Source organism: Nostoc sp. C96, from assembly GCF_059384975.1.
Window position 1 is genome coordinate 3,445,117 of sequence record NZ_CM182020.1, and the last position, 17,517, is coordinate 3,462,633.

At 39.9% G+C, this 17,517-nt stretch carries 17 protein-coding genes and 1 pseudogene; 7 read left to right on the top strand and 11 right to left on the bottom strand.

Going from position 1 to position 17,517, the window contains the following annotated elements; translation table 11 throughout:
- Window positions 1–284: 284 nt before the first annotated feature.
- The 3 genes and pseudogenes from AC504W_RS14615 to AC504W_RS14625 all read right to left on the bottom strand — a co-directional run.
- Window positions 285–416, bottom strand: a pseudogene (locus tag AC504W_RS14615) (PsaJ protein); the annotation flags it as partial.
- A gap of 46 nt (window positions 417–462) precedes the next feature.
- Window positions 463–942 carry a DUF4383 domain-containing protein gene (locus AC504W_RS14620; protein ID WP_494873058.1) on the bottom strand — a complete coding sequence of 160 codons (480 nt, stop codon included), beginning with the start codon at window positions 940–942 and terminating at the stop codon, window positions 463–465.
- Window positions 943–1,238: 296 nt separating this feature from the next.
- Window positions 1,239–2,243: an SDR family oxidoreductase gene (locus AC504W_RS14625; RefSeq protein WP_494873059.1), complete on the bottom strand. Its 1,005-nt coding sequence runs from the start codon at window positions 2,241–2,243 to the stop codon at window positions 1,239–1,241.
- A gap of 97 nt (window positions 2,244–2,340) precedes the next feature.
- Here AC504W_RS14625 and AC504W_RS14630 point away from each other — a divergent pair.
- A protein-coding gene (locus AC504W_RS14630; protein ID WP_494873060.1) for an IS1 family transposase occupies window positions 2,341–3,026 on the top strand; the annotation gives its coding sequence in 2 pieces (ribosomal slippage) (window positions 2,341–2,680 and window positions 2,680–3,026; 687 coding nt in all).
- A 68-nt stretch (window positions 3,027–3,094) separates the two neighbouring features.
- Here the strand turns inward: AC504W_RS14630 and AC504W_RS14635 are convergent.
- A complete protein-coding gene (locus tag AC504W_RS14635) occupies window positions 3,095–3,640 on the bottom strand; it encodes a hypothetical protein (RefSeq protein ID WP_494873061.1) in 546 nt (181 codons plus the stop codon).
- 494 nt (window positions 3,641–4,134) lie between these two features.
- Here AC504W_RS14635 and AC504W_RS14640 point away from each other — a divergent pair, with 494 nt between their 5' ends.
- Window positions 4,135–4,404: a hypothetical protein gene (locus AC504W_RS14640; protein ID WP_494873062.1), complete on the top strand. Its 270-nt coding sequence runs from the start codon at window positions 4,135–4,137 to the stop codon at window positions 4,402–4,404.
- Window positions 4,405–4,495: 91 nt separating this feature from the next.
- Here AC504W_RS14640 and AC504W_RS14645 read toward each other — a convergent pair whose 3' ends face one another.
- Window positions 4,496–5,692, bottom strand: a complete 1,197-nt coding sequence (locus AC504W_RS14645; protein WP_494873063.1) for a site-2 protease family protein — start codon at window positions 5,690–5,692, stop codon at window positions 4,496–4,498.
- 1,393 nt (window positions 5,693–7,085) lie between these two features.
- Here AC504W_RS14645 and AC504W_RS14650 point away from each other — a divergent pair.
- Entirely contained in the window at window positions 7,086–8,036 is a 951-nt protein-coding gene (locus AC504W_RS14650) for a hypothetical protein (protein WP_494873064.1), read from the top strand.
- Window positions 8,037–8,167: 131 nt separating this feature from the next.
- Here the strand turns inward: AC504W_RS14650 and AC504W_RS14655 are convergent, their stop codons facing one another.
- Window positions 8,168–9,298: an aldo/keto reductase gene (locus AC504W_RS14655; RefSeq protein WP_494873065.1), complete on the bottom strand. Its 1,131-nt coding sequence runs from the start codon at window positions 9,296–9,298 to the stop codon at window positions 8,168–8,170.
- A gap of 224 nt (window positions 9,299–9,522) precedes the next feature.
- Window positions 9,523–10,020, bottom strand: coding sequence for a bifunctional nuclease family protein (locus AC504W_RS14660; RefSeq protein ID WP_015115690.1), 498 nt, complete (start codon window positions 10,018–10,020; stop codon window positions 9,523–9,525).
- Between the two features lie 337 nt (window positions 10,021–10,357).
- Between AC504W_RS14660 and AC504W_RS14665 the strand changes: the two genes are divergently transcribed.
- A complete protein-coding gene (locus tag AC504W_RS14665) occupies window positions 10,358–11,038 on the top strand; it encodes a riboflavin synthase (protein ID WP_494873066.1) in 681 nt (226 codons plus the stop codon).
- A 61-nt stretch (window positions 11,039–11,099) separates the two neighbouring features.
- On the opposite strand, the gene AC504W_RS14670 is transcribed toward AC504W_RS14665, so the two are convergent.
- Both AC504W_RS14670 and AC504W_RS14675 read right to left on the bottom strand, forming a co-directional pair.
- Window positions 11,100–12,704, bottom strand: a complete 1,605-nt coding sequence (locus AC504W_RS14670; RefSeq protein WP_494873067.1) for a M23 family metallopeptidase — start codon at window positions 12,702–12,704, stop codon at window positions 11,100–11,102.
- Window positions 12,705–12,787: 83 nt separating this feature from the next.
- Window positions 12,788–13,612, bottom strand: coding sequence for a biotin--[acetyl-CoA-carboxylase] ligase (locus AC504W_RS14675; RefSeq protein ID WP_494873068.1), 825 nt, complete (start codon window positions 13,610–13,612; stop codon window positions 12,788–12,790).
- Window positions 13,613–13,762: 150 nt separating this feature from the next.
- On the opposite strand from AC504W_RS14675, the gene pgeF reads away from it, so the two are divergent.
- On the top strand, window positions 13,763–14,554 hold the full coding sequence (gene pgeF, locus AC504W_RS14680) for a peptidoglycan editing factor PgeF (RefSeq protein WP_494873069.1): 792 nt from the start codon (window positions 13,763–13,765) through the stop codon (window positions 14,552–14,554).
- Window positions 14,555–14,675: 121 nt separating this feature from the next.
- Here pgeF and AC504W_RS14685 read toward each other — a convergent pair whose 3' ends face one another.
- On the bottom strand, window positions 14,676–15,587 hold the full coding sequence (locus AC504W_RS14685; RefSeq protein ID WP_494878655.1) for an AraC family transcriptional regulator: 912 nt from the start codon (window positions 15,585–15,587) through the stop codon (window positions 14,676–14,678).
- Window positions 15,588–15,663: 76 nt separating this feature from the next.
- On the opposite strand from AC504W_RS14685, the gene AC504W_RS14690 reads away from it, so the two are divergent.
- Window positions 15,664–16,077, top strand: coding sequence for a thiol-disulfide oxidoreductase DCC family protein (locus AC504W_RS14690; protein ID WP_494873070.1), 414 nt, complete (start codon window positions 15,664–15,666; stop codon window positions 16,075–16,077).
- A 40-nt stretch (window positions 16,078–16,117) separates the two neighbouring features.
- The gene (locus AC504W_RS14695; protein WP_494873071.1) at window positions 16,118–16,912 is read left to right on the top strand and encodes a Uma2 family endonuclease; all 795 of its coding nucleotides are present in this window, start codon (window positions 16,118–16,120) and stop codon (window positions 16,910–16,912) included.
- 25 nt (window positions 16,913–16,937) lie between these two features.
- Here AC504W_RS14695 and AC504W_RS14700 read toward each other — a convergent pair whose 3' ends face one another.
- On the bottom strand, window positions 16,938–17,369 hold the full coding sequence (locus tag AC504W_RS14700; protein ID WP_096577415.1) for a Tery_1686 family protein: 432 nt from the start codon (window positions 17,367–17,369) through the stop codon (window positions 16,938–16,940).
- Window positions 17,370–17,517 lie beyond the last annotated feature (148 nt).

Consider the following 17,517-nt stretch of genomic DNA (forward strand, 5'->3'; position numbering starts at 1 on the left):
ACTCAGTTAACATTAGCCTAAATATAAATCAAGCATGAGATGATATAATTCTCATCTTAATAACAGATATTTGCTATCAATAAACCGATTGATTTAGCAAAAACTAATCTTAGTCTTGAAATAAATACCCCTCTTCTCATAGGAGAGGGGTTTAAAAATATACTGAATTGGTGTTCTCAGACCAAATTGGAATTTCATTATCTATGAATAATAATTCCTTGATGGTACAAGCACCTATTACGCTATAAAATCAATCCAAAATCTCAGAGCCAAAATTGCCTGAATTATGGCATAGGATGGAAGAGAAGATCAGGGAAAAAGTAATTAAAAATTGCCCAGGTAGAAAAAGCTACTGAGATTGTAATCACCGCTAAAACTGGAGCTAGGGAAAGATACTTGAGAAAATATTCTTGTTGTTTGCCTGATTTTTTCCTGGAATTCGTCTAAGTAATTTTTGAGAGATTAAACATTTTGTGATAAATTCACACCAGCCACTTTTGATGGAATTACTAAGCCATAATAAGCAGCCGCGATCGCTGATAGGAAATTGACCCAAACATTATTACCAAAAAGTGGCATAAACCCGAAAAATGTCTTGGCAAATGGTAATAATCCCATGATTGCTATTACTAAATATGCAATCGCAAAAGCGCCATTAAATAACCGAGCGCTTTTAGCACTGTTATAAGAAGCAATACCTAATAGTCCGACAGCACAACGCACTAAATTGTGCAGAAAATTGGTAGGAAATAAACCAAATATATAACCAAATCCCGCAGCGTAAGCGTTAGGAGAAGCATCTAAAGGGACGAAGGATTCACTAGTTCCTGGTAAAGATACCAAAGCAGGTGTAAATCCTGCCAAACCTAATAATAAAAAGAGAATTCCAATGGTTAAAGTGCAGTAACGTTCTACCATCTTTGCGGTCTGGATATTTTCCATGTTCTTTGTTACTCTTGTTATGGTTCAATTTTTGAGAATAGTAATTCCAATTCACAATCTCTACAGTTTTGACAGCCTCAATGTTTGTAGATTTAAAGCTGTTGCAAATATAAGTTTAGAGAATTGGGATAATTGCCAACTAACCTCTTATAGATATCAATCTGGTTAATCTGATTATTTGGCAACATATCATACTTTCTATTCAACTGGAAATCTCAAATTTAAACTCTATCAAAAGGTATGTATGAGCATTAACTTTACTTTCAGTCTATGTAACTGCAAATTGTAACTGCAAATTACTCAATTTGTTTGAATACTTGTGCTGCTATTAAAGCTAATAAAGCTCCTGTTCCTAATTGAAAAAGTGGTAATTTACCAAGGGCATCAGTAATACTAGGTATGACTAAATTTTGATAATCTCCATCAACTCTGCTCTCGTCTGGAACAGGGTAATAAAAATTGTTGGGTGCATCTTCAGATTTTAGTTCGCCACTACTACGTTGTAGATTAAAGCCAAACAACAATAACAAAGAATCTACCAACGAAGGTGATATTTTTTGAGCTAAATCTAGTAATTTAGCTATGTCTCCAACTAACAAATCACGAATGGGGTGTTCTGCTGCGTAGAGGATGGCATCAGCTACAATTTTTGGATCATAGTAAGGTGGTATTCCTGCTGGTTTCACACCTAATTTAGTTAAGCCATTATTCCAAAATGGAGTGTTAATTACGGCTGGCTTAATACTTGTGACATTGATAGGCCATTTTTCATGGATTAATTCGACGCGCATAGCTTCTAGAAAGCCCTCAACCCCGTGTTTGGCGCAGGAATAAGCACTTTGATAAGGAAGCGATCGCCTACCTTCCATTGAAGATACATGAATTAGTGCGCCCCGTCCTTCACGCTTGAGATGAGGTAATGCCGCCATTGCACCATGCACTTGACCCATTAAACTCACATCAATAACATGCTTAAACTCCTCTGGGGTTGTTTGTTCAAACGTCGCAAACATCCCGATCGCCGCAGCATGAACCCAAGTATCAAGTCTTCCGTATATCTCGACAGTTTTATCGGCGATCGCTTTTACTTGATCGAATTCTTGCACATCAGCAACAATATAAGTTGCTTCTCCACCAAAGCCGCGAATTTCCTCGACTAAAGACTTCAACTTCAACTCACCACGCGCAGAAACAACTACCTTTGCACCACGTTGAGCAAATTCCAAAGCGGCTTTGCGTCCAATACCGCTGGAAGCACCAACGACTGCAACGACTTGCTGATTGATTGGCTTTAACTGCATAGATACTCTTAAAAAGATAAACTTCTCATTTGACTTGAAGGCGCTGAGTAAAAAAACTGGCGTTGCATAATAGAGGGATGACTTGAGGGTATCTACTGTGCAATGTCCATACTGCGGATCTACGAAAATTCGTAAGAACGGAAAGCGAAGAAGTAAACAAAATCACATTTGCGTATCATGCGCTCGCCAATTTATTGATTTGTACGAGCCACCAAAAGGATATTCTGAGGAATTGAAACAAGAATGCTTAAAAATGTACCTTAACGGTATGGGTTTTCGTGGGATTGAACGAGTCAAAGGAGTACATCATACTACTATTATTTATTGGGTCAAACAATTGGGAGAGAAACTTCCGGACGTACCGAAAGAAGATGTAATTCCAGAAGTTGGAGAACTTGATGAATTAGAGACATTTGTTGGTTCAAAAAAAACAAAATTTGGTTATGGACAGCAGTAAATCACTTTACTCAAGGTATTTTAGCCTGGGTTTTGGGAGACCATAGTGCCGAAACTTTTGAGCCATTGTGGAAAATTGCTAAACAATGGAAAAGCTATTTTTATGTGACAGATGGCTGGAAAGTTTACCCAAGCTTTATTCCAGATGGAGACCAAATTGTCAGTAAAACATATATGACACGAGTTGAAAATGAAAACACTAGGCTTAGACATTATTTAGCACGCCTTCACCGAAAAACTTTATGCTATTCCAAGACAGAAGAAATGCTGAGATACTCGGTTAAATTATTACTTCATTATTTGAAGTATCAAACTGTACCTACATAAATCGATTCATCCCTTCATTCAGCAACGCCAAAAAACTCTATCAGGTTTGCTTCATTTCACACTTCAGCCTATTTAGACTCATAAACACCCCAATTTTGAATATCTTGTTCGCGCAATATTGCTTCAGCGCGATGAATTTCGGCTTCTGAGCCTTCTAGGATGAGCAAATAATAACTTTGTTGCAGGCGATCGCTATAAATTCTCGCTCTCTCTTCTGGAACACCCAAATCAGTTAAGGCTTTGACCAAGTTTTGATTTGCTGCTGCGCCTACAGCCACACCTGCAACGCTACTAACTAAGGCTACACCTACAGAACCTGCGGCTAGTACAGCACCCAAGCCAGGAAGCGCCAGACTGCTCAAACCTATTAACAAACTACCCCAACTAGTTGCTGTGAGAGTATCTCCGACTGGTGCGCTTGCATTCACATCTTGATTACCTATGCGATCGCTCAGTTGCGCTTCACCTATATTTTCTCCCTGCTCCACATCTTTCGCAATCACAGAAACGCTGTCCATCGAAAAGCCAGAAGCCTTCAAATTATTAATAGCTTGCTCTAATTGTTGAGAGTTAGCAAATACGCCTAATGCACGGATACTGTTTTTTGTTACCATATTTTCCTTATTGCAATTTTGTTAGTGCATCTATATAGAGTTATGAATCTCTAAAAATAAATGTCATTTTTGATTTAATAGAATTTTCCGCTTGTTTGAATGTCTAAGAAATTAGCTTTTCATTGTGCAGAAATACCCGCGCACAATTATAGGAAGCGATCGCCTTTTTAGCAGCAAGATGTTGTAACCAGCTTTGAGTCAGTAGCCAGAAGCAATTACTCGGTCATACGCTCCCATGAATGTCACTTGAAAATTCAGCTATCTTCCCTGATGTTAGAAAATACATCTAATCTCTAACTCTTTCGTGGGTTATATTATTTTTAATAACTAAAGGTAGTGTGCCATACACGAAAAAACATTTATCTCACGCAGAGAAGTCAGCGCTGTGCGGGGTTTCCTCCCATTGAGGCGACTGGCGTGCGCGGAGGTGCAAAGAAGAATGGAAGAGTAAATTTAAACTTTGATTGCAGTTGATTATTGTTCTGGAGAGATGAATGAACGGAATAGATTGGTTAAGAACATTGCATACAAAGCAAATTCTCGGCATTAAAAATGATTGTTATGAGTGGTTCTTCCATCGCGGTGGTTATGTTATCTATAACAATGGTGATTTTCCTCAAGGCTCTGGGATTAAAATTACCTACGAAGAATTAAAACAAGTATTAAGTGAAAGACCTCATGTACCAAATAAAGCCGAAACTAAATGTATTAGACAGAAAGCAGCAAAGCAAAAAGTCAGATTATATCAATCTAGTAAATTCTGATATCAAACAATAACCGCCAACACTCACGAATCAACACAGATAATCTTCCCTAACTATCAGCGTTCATCCGCGTATATCAGCGGTTAAAAATTTAATTAACAGTAGACTTAGCAATTACTCCCAACTGCAACCCTGGCGGATAACTACCTTCTTCTTTAATCCGCTTAATTTCCACATCGGTGAATGGAATATTTAACTTTTGTGCAACTGCACTAACAATATCACCCCGATCAATTACACCAGCTACTGCACCAGCCGGAGAAAGCACCGTGACGCGTGGTAATTGTTCATTTTCGAGTTTATTGATAACTTCAGCGATCGCAGTTGATTCGGTAACAGTCGCTATTTCTGTGAGAGGATGAACAATACTTTGAAGAGTGCGAGTTTCCCATTCACTTCTTTCTACTAAGCGTAAATCGTCAATGGCAACCATACCGCGATAACGTCCATCAGAAGCCGCAAAATAAACTTGCGGTGTAGCGCTATCTAATAGATATGCGTCAGCAAAGGCGCGTAAACTTTGATCAGCATCAACTACGCGAAAGTCCCGTGTCATCGCCTCACTAGCTACCATCTTCAACAAAGTTTCTTGTAATGTAGTTACACGGTCGTAGGTGTTGGCGTTACGAATGCCAAACCAACCAATCATCGCAATCCACAAACCAAGGGCTAATTCTCTTGTAAAGAAATCTATCGCAAATCCTAAAGCGATCGCCGCATAACCCAAAATCTGCCCTGATCTTGCTGCCCAGTGTACCGCTTGAAAGCGATCGCCTGTAACTTTCCATAGTGCTGCTTTTAACACCTGACCACCATCTAACGGTAAACCAGGAATCAAGTTAAATAAGGCGACAACTAAGTTAATTCTGGCCAAATCTCCCACCATAACGTTGAGGGGATTAGTCTCAGGTATGAAGATTGCTACAACCCTGAGTAGGAAAAACAACCCAATACTTACCAACGGCCCAGCTATGGCTACTTGAAAGGCTTTACCCGGAGTTTTTGATTCTTCTTCAATAGCTGCAATCCCACCAAACAAAAATAGAGTGATGGAATTAACTTTAATGCCTTGCGATCGCGCTGCCAAACTGTGACCTAGTTCGTGTAACAATACCGAACCAAATAGCAACAATGCCATAACTATCCCCGCACTCCAAGCTATGGTAGACCCCCACTCTTGGTAAGCCACGCCAAAATTCAAGGTTGCTAGTCCTAAAATCACGAACCACAGAGGGTCTAAAAACAACGGGATGCCGAATAAAGTTCCAATTTTCCAATTAGTTTGCATTATATTGTCCCAAAACTACATATCTTCCGCAGTTCACTCTAGTAATCCTCAAAGGATTTCACAACTCCTCAAGGTTTGAAACTTTTTACCCAAGAATTTTAATTAATCAACTTTTTATACTGGCTGCGTAACTAGGAAAAAATACAGAGTAAATAAAACAGCTATAACCAACAATAAATATTTTACAAAAAATAGGCGATCGCTTCCCTACCTCAATTCTTCAGCCCCCACGATTTCTTCTGGAGACTCCACAAGCTCCAACTATGAAATTAGATTTTGAGAGTTTTTTTGCGTAAGTCCTAAAATTGTACCCAAATAAATCAATTCATCTTTTCATTCAGCAATGCCAAAATTTATTTGTTCAGCAAAACTGGGTTACTACTAGTAGCGACAACTTCTTCGCTTCCTTTATTTCAGATTTAGCAAATTATAAATATCTAGCTAGAAAATAAATGTAGTTTAGTTAAAGATTTATGCAAAAACTTAAAATTTACCCCAAGAATATACGTAAAATTTATTTATTTTTTATACTAAAACTCTGAACTGTATAAAGACTTAAATTATAGTGTAATCAAAAATTTGTTTTTAATATTACTACTATCTAACCCGATTATTTAAATACTATATAGAGTGTATTTTGCTTACTACAAAAGAGTTTTGCGAGATAAACATGAATTCATAAACAGAGAATTTATATTAAAATCTGTTAATACTAATCTACATTTCTATTTTTTAGTTTACGTATTATTACTTAATTTATTTGAGCCTATTTGAAGATAATGTGTATTAAAAAGAGCAAGCATTATATCAGGTTATTTAAATTTATTTTTTATTATTTGTGAGAAATATGTGTGACACTTATTGTCAATAATTCATTGAGCATCAAAAAAACCTACGTTATACTACTTATTAGTTTGAATGTAATTAACCTTACTCTTAAAGGATGTTTGAAAACTTTTTGAAGTTGTAGCTAAGATTTGCATAACCTCCTAAATAACGCTTAAAAGTGAGACTTTAAAGCATTTTTGGAGGGCTAGGATAAATACGTAACACTTCTCAAATATCCTCTTTAGAGAATGCTTTAAAAGCCTTCTTGTTATTAACAAAAAGTATTAGATACCTCTAGCAAAAGAGGAGCCATTATGTTGGTGACAAAGCGCTGTGGACGGCTGTGCCGACCTGACGCAAACTTTGTCATACCAACTTGTAGACACACTCTACAAACTTCCCTTACTCCACAGGAAAACCTGAAAATTAGGGTAATAATTGGCTTGAAATATGGGTTTTAACCAATACTTATAATCACAAGCAACAACTTTTAAAACACCCTCTAATTTGGTTCATAATTGTTCACTTTAGTCTGAATCCACACAGTTGTAAAAATAGAACGATCATGAATACACCCTTGATTAAATTGGAAGAATTACAACAAGGTAAAATTCTTGTTGATGAGTTGGGATTGCTAACAGAAATGCCTGATGAGTTAATCCAACTCTCTCATAGAGTTAAACAAATTATGGCTGGTTCTAATGTAGTACAAGGGATGTGTGCAGGCGATTATTTTTCTCTGGTAACATATTCAGCAATTTACTGGGGAATAGTCAAAACTTTTCCTCGAACTGTGATCAAAAATGTCAAAAAGTTTTTGAATCGTTTTTCCGACAAAAATTCTAGTCGTAATTTGCTTTTAGTCTTTAACTATACAGGTAAAGAACGAGAAACAATCTTAGCTTCCCTACAATATGGAATCTCTGGTATCGCCAAAGATTATGGTTTTGAAGAAGGTAGTCATTTAGATTATTGGAAGAAGTTAATGGCTTCTGTCGGAATAATGGCTGATTCCCATACAGGTAAACTTTCTCCAGAAGGAGCGAAACTCATAGCGCAGCTTGAACAAGCAGAACCAATTATCGCAATGGATACTTTAATCAATAAAGAAACCGATATGCGAAACGCCTTAATTGCCATGTTAGCTATTGAGTTTATCGCTGTAGGTATTTCAGAATGTGTCATTGATTCTCCAGATTCTCAAATACTTTTTTCACCAAGTGGAAGAGGAATACCAAGAGATTGGTTTGATGTCCATTATCATGCTGGAGATCAGCATATATTACAGGATGGCGAGTATGATTTAACTCCAGATTTTGAGCAGCTAAAATTACCTCACGATACCATTAACTACAATATGTTAAAAATGGCACATATTGCTGATTATGAAGGTGAAGAATTGCTAGATATCTTACAAGAAAAAGTGTTACATATAGCCAAAGCTTTTGCCACTGCGGGTAATTACACCTGTAAATTTGAAGAGTCAATGAATCTAAGTTTGTCTGTTAAGTCTTGAAAATTTTAGGCTAACTTAACAGGAGTAATCTTGTGTATATAGCAGTCCTAAATCATTTGTAAACAACAAGATACCTGACTTCTTGGAAAAGACGGGTATCTGACGCTTTCTACCGTGCTTTACTTGCTAACTTATCCCCACAATCTTCTACCAGTTTTACCTTTTAATCTTGCGTGAGCATCATTTAATAAAGCTGGAATATCTAACTCTTGTGGACATCTCGGTAAACAATCACCGCATTCTGTACAGCGATTAGCTTTCATTCCGGGAAACCAATGACCAGCATTTTCAAACATCCCATAACGATATTGCCCGTAGTCTGTCATCTTGTATGCCACAGCTAAATTACGTAACCGCAATACCTCTGGAATATTGATATTTTCAGGGCAAGGTAAACAAGCATAGCACTGGCTACACTCATCAGTGTTTAAAATAGTTTTTTGATGATTTTCTAAACGCTGAAAAATAGAAATTTCTGTTGATGTTAATTCACTATTACTATCAGCAACTTGTAAAGGTTCGATTAATTCTTCTGGCTGGGCTGCTCCGATACTCAAAGTAGTAATGCGGTTGTCACTCAGTAAAAATCGATAATTTAATTCTAAAGGTGAATAGGGTTGGCATAAATCTTTGAGGGTTTGAGGTGGTGTGTAGAGTTTTCCACCTTTGTCAGCTGGGGAAATGATAAATACACCCATGTCTTTTCCAGCTGCTAACTGAATTGCTGCGGCGTGACGTTGAAAGAAATAGTAGTAATGCAGATTGACAAATTCAAATAAATCTGTATTTATTGCTGCCTCTATCACTTCTAAAGTTCCGTGGGTGGAAAAGCCAACGTGTCGCACTCGACCATCTCCAACCGCTTCTTGCACGGCCTGCATACAGCCAGTTTTGGCTTGTACCCACTGTAAATGCTCCCAAGTGTTTAAACCATGAATTCCCAAACAATCTAAATAATCTAGATGTAATCGTTGTAGGGATTCATCAATGTACCGACGCATACTATCAGCGTCGGCTGTTGGCGGAACTTTAGTAGTAATATGCAGTTGAGAACGAGGTACAGACAACCCGCTTTGAAGTGCTTGGCCAAGAAACTCCTCACTTTTACCGTAACCCCTGGCTGTTTCGATATGATTAATTCCTAGCGCTAAGGCTTGAGCGATAGTTTTTTGAGCATTTTCAGCATCAGCCAAATAACGCATTGTCCCTAAAGAAAAAACCGAGAGGTGGAGATTTGTTTTGCCAAAGCGTCGGTATTGCATTACTTCAAGTTACCAGAAGTGATACCCATTGGAAAAATGATGAGGACAGATGGATTGCCTAAAAGCTTATAAAATAACTGTTTTACAATCCCAAGTTCCAAATCTAAAATTCACAATGGTACGAGAATGAAGTGCGAAAAAGAAAGAAGGAAAAATTATTTTACTTCTTTAATTCTTGAAATCTTTCTTTCTCAGCACTCCGCACTCATTAATTAGCACTTTCTTTAGCTATCGCCATTACCGAAGCGCTTAATCAAATCTTCAGGACGGAGATTGGAGATAAATTCCCGAAAGGCTTCTTGTTCTGCTTCATCAGCATCACGATCTACCGGAATTGAGGCATCAGCAACTACTTCTTCCATTACCCAAATTGGCGTATTTGTACGGAGGGCAACAGCGATCGCATCACTGGGACGAGCATCAATTTCTTTTTTGACTTCGCCTTGCTGCACAATTAAAGCCGCATAAAATGTATCCTTCTGCAAGGAATGAATAATCACCTTTTCTAGAGTCATGTTCCACGTCTCTAGAATATTCACAATTAGGTCATGGGTTAATGGTCTGGGCGGCTTTTGATTCTCCAGCGCCCCCATAATTGCCCTAGCTTGTTCTTGACCAATATAAATTGGCAAAGCACGCCGATCTGAGGCATCTTTTAACAGTACAATCGGGCTGCGAGTTATGGCATCTAATGCTATGCCAGCGACTTTCATTTCAATCATTGGCGAAGCCTCTACAATCCTGGGAGAGTTTGAGACATTGTAACAATTTATACTCTTTTTTTGGGCTGTATCGAGAAGGAATAAACATAGGCAGGTTCTCTATAATTGCTTCTATTAAACTCCGAACTTGGTGTGAACACCAGAGTAAGTTAAAGGAGTCTACATAGACAATAACCTTCTTAACCAAGTATGCCTTGAGAAAGATGTGAATGTGTTATCAACCTTATAATAAAAACAGTCAGAAATTATACTTAAAATGTCTTGCATTCTTGTAAGAAATACCAGTTGATTTTCGGCAAAATTAGGCAATAAATAGAGTTAGTTTCAAAGAACAGCCGTGTTTACAGGATTAGTCCAAACTTTAGGAACAATAAAACCCTTAGGGGGTGATTCTTGGCAAATTACTTGTGTGAATCAGCCATCTAATGTCATTATGCAGGATTTAGCTTATGGTGATAGCGTTGCTGTAGATGGGGTTTGCTTGACTGTTGAAGAAATTTTAAAAGACGGGTTTATTGCCACGGCTTCCCCAGAAACGCTGCGCCGCACTACGCTAGGGCTGGAGGAAACACAACAAAAATATGTGAATTTAGAAGCTTCGCTGCGAGTGGGTAGCAAAGTTGGCGGACATTTTGTGATGGGTCATGTAGACGGTGTAGGTAGATTACTCACAGCAGAACAGACCGCGACTTCTTGGGAAATGACATTCACTGCACCTGAAGCGATCGCGCACTACATTGTCCCTAAAGGTAGCATAGCAGTGAATGGCATTAGTCTTACGGTAGCCGCCTACGAACCAGAACTTTCGCACTTCACTGTAGCTGTTATCCCCCTCACATACTCTGATACTAATCTTCGCTATCTTGCCCCTGGCAGTTGGGTGAATTTAGAAGGGGATATTCTCGGCAAATATGTGGAAAAATTTCTTTACCCTGGCAAAAAACAGTCAACATCGACAGATGAGACTGGATTTAATGAAATTAGTCCCGCATTTTTAGCAGAACACGGGTATTTGTAAAAAGTAAAAATAGAAAGGCAAAAGATTTTTCTTTTTACTTTTGCCTTTTTACTTTTGACTTTTAACTTCCTGGTTCGCCAATTACTTGGGCTGTACGCATGGTTTGTATCAACTGACTGAGACCTGCTTGTAATTGCCCACCTGGGTCAACAGCAACCCATCCGTCTTGTGTGAGGTGACGTACTTCAAAGTGCAGGTGAGGCCCTGTGGAGTTGCCAGTACTACCAACTCTTCCAATGACCATACCTGGTTCTACCACTTGACCGGGTTGAACAAAGATTTCGGACATGTGACCGTAAAGGGTTTGTTGGGCAGAACTGTGAGTCAGGATGACAGTTAAACCATAACCACCAACCCAGCCGGCTGTATCCACCTGACCTTTAGCAGCGGCGAGAATTGGTGTACCCATCGGCGCACCCAAATCTGTACCAGCGTGGAAACGGCGATCGCCTGTTATCGGATGAACGCGCCAACCAAACAGTGAAGTAATTGTGGCTGGAACCGAAAGAGGATAGTTAATGCCACTACCGCCACGATAAGCAATTGTATTGGTATATGGAATTTGTGGCAGAACTGATGCTAAGGGAATATCGTAAGCCACAGTACTTACACGGGGTGCCAAATTCCCTTCAATCATGGGTGCGGGTAAAGCACCAGCACTGGGCGCAACAGGAGTACTACTGACTCTGGTAGCACCGAATTCGTTGGCATTAGGGATAAACCGATTCGGACGAAAAGCCGTCTTGACTTCCCCACTATAAGCAACGCCTTTAGAGTTATTACCAGCAGTTATCCCAGTCCGTACTGGTGGAACACTAGCTAACTGAGCATTTTGACTTTTTTTGAGCCAAGTGGGGGCTGGTTTACTTTCGGAATTAGCCACACGCTGATTAGCCGCAGGTTGAGCTTGGTTACAAAAACCCAGTGATATAGCCTGTCCCGATGGCAAAATTGTGCGACAACCACTAGAACGTTCTGTGATGATTACAGAATTAGGTGCTTGATAGGTATTTGTAGCGGAAGTGCCGTAATTGTTGGGGTCAATATAGGCGTTGTTAGAGTCTTTGATTTTTCCTGTGGTCGCTTCAGCCGTGCTGTTCGAGTTATTAACTGGTTGGGCAACTTCTGGAAGTTTTTCTGGGATGGTGCGAGGCGCAACTGGTTTGACTATCTCTTCTCTCACGCCAATACTTGGTTGAGCAACTTCCGGCTTGGTTTTGGCGGTGCGGACGTTAACTGGTTTTGGCTGTGCAGTTACGGCTGGGGTGCGGCGGCGAGTTGTAAAAACTGGCTCAACGGCTGTTTCAGTTTGAGGTTTTGACTGTCTAACAGGTTCTTTGGATTGTGCAACCTCTGGTTTGCGGAGTCTTTGGCTGAGGTTAGCACGTCTTTGCGAAAATTCCCCTTGTACTTTGGGGGCTTCTGGGATAACAATATCTTTTTTTATGAAATTTGTTTTACCTGTTGACTGGGAATTTTCTACAGGAACAATGTTATCTATGGATGTTTCTGTTTGGGCAAATACGAAGCCACTACTAAGCAGGCTGAAGCTACTTAGTAAACAGAGACTCTGGGCTGGCAGGGTAGATACAAAACGTTTTTTCGTCATACCTTGCTGATTCAAGCCGTGGGAAGGATTATGGGCAGATGTATTGCGCTGCGTCATTGGTTCTCTCAGTTGTTTTAAATTTGCCTAAAGAGATGATGCCAGTGGTTTGTCTTGCCCAAAGAGCGAAATTCATAACAAACCTATAATGGGACAGAAGATTTACGGTACCCCAGACTGATTGTACCTGGTTCAATATAAAGTTCTGTTGTTTTTATGTCTGTTGTATCATAAGTTTCCAAAGAAACACGTAATTTACCCTGAGAAGTAACACCAACTACAGTGCCTGCCAAATCATTAATATATACCTTGTCACCCACATTAGTTAGTAATTCTAAATAGCGAGACAAGAGTATATTTATTCCTTCTTGAACAAGGCACTCCATACCGGATTCTATCCCCCGTAAAACGGTGGAAGTGAGAATTTCCAGACAAGAAATCGGTTTAGTAGCGTAGGAGGCTTGCCACATTTCGAGGTTAATTCCGGTTTCGGGTACTGGGTTTGTCCAGTTAATGCCAACTCCAATTACTGCTTGGGTAATATACCCGTTATTTATTTTAGTTTCTGTTAAAATGCCGCCTAATTTGCGACCATTTAAAACTAGATCATTCGGCCATTTAATTCCCACATCTACGCCACAACAACGCAGTTGAGAAGCAATGCCCCAAGCACTAGCAAGAGTTAATTGATAACTGGCACTAGCTTCTAGTTTAGGCGCGATCGCCATCGAAAGGTATAACCCGCCAGTATGAGAAATCCATTGTCTTCCCCATTGTCCTCTACCCGCAGTTTGTTGTGTGGCAATTACCACAGACCCAGTTTTTTCCCCTTGTGCTAACAAATTCCACAATGTTTGGTTAGTGGAAGTGACACTATCAAAAATGTGCAGCGAGAATGGGGAATTCTCCCAGTTTCTTGCTGCTTTTAACGCTAATTCCAACTTTTGCCGATCAAATTCCACAGGCATGAACCGAAATCCCGTTGTTCAAGTTAACATTAATTGGCTGATTTTGATAAAAGGGAATAGGGAGTTGGGAGTTGGGAGAAAAAAATTATTTTTTCATCCCGTATCACCAAAACCTTATGCTCAATACCCTCTATTTTGGTTAGGTTCAAGATGCACACTTGGCATTGGCGCAATTGGGAAGGACTGCCATACCTTACCTGTAGTCTTTTAGAAAATTGGCAACACGGCTTTTTTACTCACCAGTTCTGGCCACGATCGCCCCAAGATTTAACTCCAGTTCTGCACCCAGAAGCATCAACGTATCGCTTAAAACAGGTACATGGCAATACAGTTCTCACTCCCCAAGAAGTTGACTCGCAAGTCAGGGAAATTGCCGAAGATGAAGAATCGGCTTTTGCCTCGGCTGATGGTTTAATCACCGAAGCACCTTTACAAGCGGTGTGGGTAGCAAGTGCCGATTGTACACCTGTGTTAATTGGAGATGTGCGAACTGGACAGGTAGCTGCATTACACGCAGGCTGGCGGGGTACAGCGGCGAAGATTGTCCCCCAAGCGATCGCTCGGTTACAAGCCCAAGGCAGTAAATTAGAGGACTTAAGAGTTGCCCTTGGCCCCGCGATCGCTGGTGAAGTTTACCAAGTCTCGGTTGAGGTAGCTGCGGAAATTGGAGCCAGTATTATATCACATAACGACACCCAAAAAATTGTTCAGGTGTTACACGAACTACCCAATTCTCCCTTATTAGCTGACCCGGAAGCAGGAAAGGTGAGAGTTGATGTGCGACAGGTAAATATTTTGCAGTTAGAAAATTTGGGGATTAGTGCAGAACAGGTAGCGATCGCTCCTTATTGTACATACCAAACTCCTGAACATTTCTTTTCTTACCGTCGTGAACAACAAAAAAAAGTCCAATGGTCAGGAATTATGAGCGGGAAAATTTGAAGCAAAATTCAGGAGTCAGAACAATACAATGCGATATTCAGCTAACTGAAAAATAAGATTTTCCATCTAAAATGTCAAATCTAGAATCCAAAATTGTCTGACTACTGGATTCTATTTATTATCAAATTTTCACCTGTTCTCTGTATGTTTTGGGTGTTATTCCCATAAATTTACGAAACACATTAGTAAAATGACTCTGGCTTTGAAAACCAACTTGTTCAGAGATTTGTTCAATACTTTTTTCAGTTGCACTCAAGAGTTTTTTTGCCTTAGCAATTCGGCTATTCAGCACATATTGATGAGGTGCAAAACCTGTAGACTGTTTAAATAGGCGAGAAAAATGATACATACTCATTCCTACAACCGCAGCAATTTCCGCCAGAGTCAAATCTCTTTCTAGGTTTTCATGAATATATGAAATAGCTTGACGTAATTTTCTGGGCGAAAGTCCTTTGTTATTTGCAAATTGGGGAATTTTATCGCTGGCTATTGAGTGGTGTTTCAGCAAGTGAATGCAGAGTGTTGTTTTGAGAGACTCAATATAAAGTTGGCTACCCATACCACCTGATTCTAATTCTGACTTCAGTGCTAAAGCAATTTGCTGAATTAATGGTTCCGGTGCAGCAAAGTAAGGTGTTAACTCCACACCTTGTAAATCAACCGACTCTAAGATGATGCGATTGAAAAATGCAGGTTCCAAACTAAGAAGCAAAAATTCAGTTTGTGATGTCCAACGGGAAATATGATGGGTGTTGGCAGGAACAATCGCTACATCACCATTAAAGATGTATTCCTGCTGAAAGTGTCCATCTATTACGCGTTCTGCTTTAGTTAAACGATGGGCTGTGTTAATAGAGATGATATGTTGTTGGGGCGAATGTTCGGGGGTTTCGTGGGCAGGCTGTTGGTAAATATCTAAACGAATACTATCCCATTGAGCATGGTAACTAGAATTGATGTGCGATCGCGGCAGAACTTCTGCACAAGCATCTTCTTGAGTAAAATCAACTTTTAAGATAGTCTCTTCCTGCATCATTCTCACCGCAGAGATAATTAATTTATGTGTAACACTATACTTAAACCGTAATACGAAAAGAGGTGCTATTTCAATGAGTTATTACGTAATATATGACGGAAATTGCAATCTCTGCGTTACTTTAGTGCAATTTTTAGAAACATTAGACAAAGGCAAGCTGTTTCTTTATACTTCTATGCAAAACGAGCAACAACTTACGCAGTGGGGAATAACATCTCAAGATTGTCAACAAGGAATGATATTAATTGACGCTAATGCCCCTGAACGACGTTGGCAAGGTAGCGATGCTGCTGAAGAAATTGGCAAGTTACTGCCAATGGGAAGTCTATTTGTCGATGCTTACCGTGCTTTACCGGGAATGAAATGGGTAGGCGATCGCTTCTACGAACAAATCCGCGATAATCGTTATACTCTGTTTGGCAAGCGTGATACTACTTATCAATCAGCCTACTGTGTGGATGGTGGCTGCAAAATTGGTCATGATTAGTGTATGCACAGTTCTTGACAGTCTACTTTAGGGGGTTGGTATGACAGTAAGTAAGCCAGATTTAGAAATAACATCCCAAACGACTGATATCGTAGATGATATTGTGGACTGGCAACCCCCCATGCCACCCACAGATTTAATATTTGATGATGGAGAACCATTGGAATCAAATCGCCACCGTATTGCCATGAATGTCTTAATTCGGTCATTGCAACAAGCTTGGGCTGACCGAAACGACTTTTACACAGGTGGTAATATGTTCATCTACTACAGCAGTACCCAAGCACGTAACAATGATTTCCGCGGCCCCGATTTTTTCGCTGTACTCAACGTTGATGGTACTATCCCCAGACAAGGTTGGGTCGTTTGGGAAGAAAACGGCCGTTACCCAGATGTCATTGTGGAATTGATGTCACCATCTACGGCGCGGGTTGATAAAGTGACGAAAAAGGAGATTTATCAACAAACCTTCCGCACACCAGATTATTTTGTCTATGACCCCTTTGACCCTAATTCTTTACAAGGGTGGCATTTAGATGCAAATCAAAACTATCAGCCCTTAACAGCAAATGAACACGGCTGGCTGTGGTGTCAGCGTTTAAGTTTATGGTTAGGAACTTGGGAAGGCACAATAGACCGAGAAACAGCAATCTGGCTACGGTTTTATGACTCTGATGGTAATCTTGTACCTCTACCAGAAGAAGCCGCCCAAGCACAAGCTGAAGTTGCACAGGCACAAGCTGAAGCTGCACAGGCACAAGCCCAAGCCGCCCAAGCACGCGCTGAACGTTTAGCCGCCCGGTTAAGGGAATTAGGCGAAGACCCTGATATTTAATCATCAGTCTCGGAAATTTCAGAATTCAGACTTCAGACTTCTCATTAAACAGTTCTAAAATCTGCCGACAAAATTGTTTTAGCTTGTCGCCGATTTGTAGAGACGGTACAGATTCACCCACAATGTTCCAGTTTTCCACTGTCGAAAGTCGCCACGCTTCACCACGATGATCAAATCCAGCTACTTCTATGCCAATTGCCCGACGTAAGTTTGTGATTGGATCTTGATGAAAGCGAATTTGAATTAATACACTACGACTACGCCAGGATTTGCTGATTCCAGGAAAGTGAAAGCCAATGTCTATCGAATCTGGATCAACTAATTCTCTGGTTTCGGGGTCATTCTTCCAAGGTTTCAAATCCGATTTCGCATCAGGAAACTGGAATTTGAATAAATTAACTACCGTGGCAATCTTGCTGGCTAGTTCAAGGTTAGTTGCCTGTTCAGATGCGTTCACTAAAAAACACTCCTAAATAGTTAGTCAGCTAAGGGCAATGCGACGACAGAAAACCGCCAGAAAGCTTATCTTATTAGTGTTTCAGCTTATCAAGACGTTTTAAATTTCGCAACTAAAAGATTACCTTTCCTTAACAATTACTCAGGTA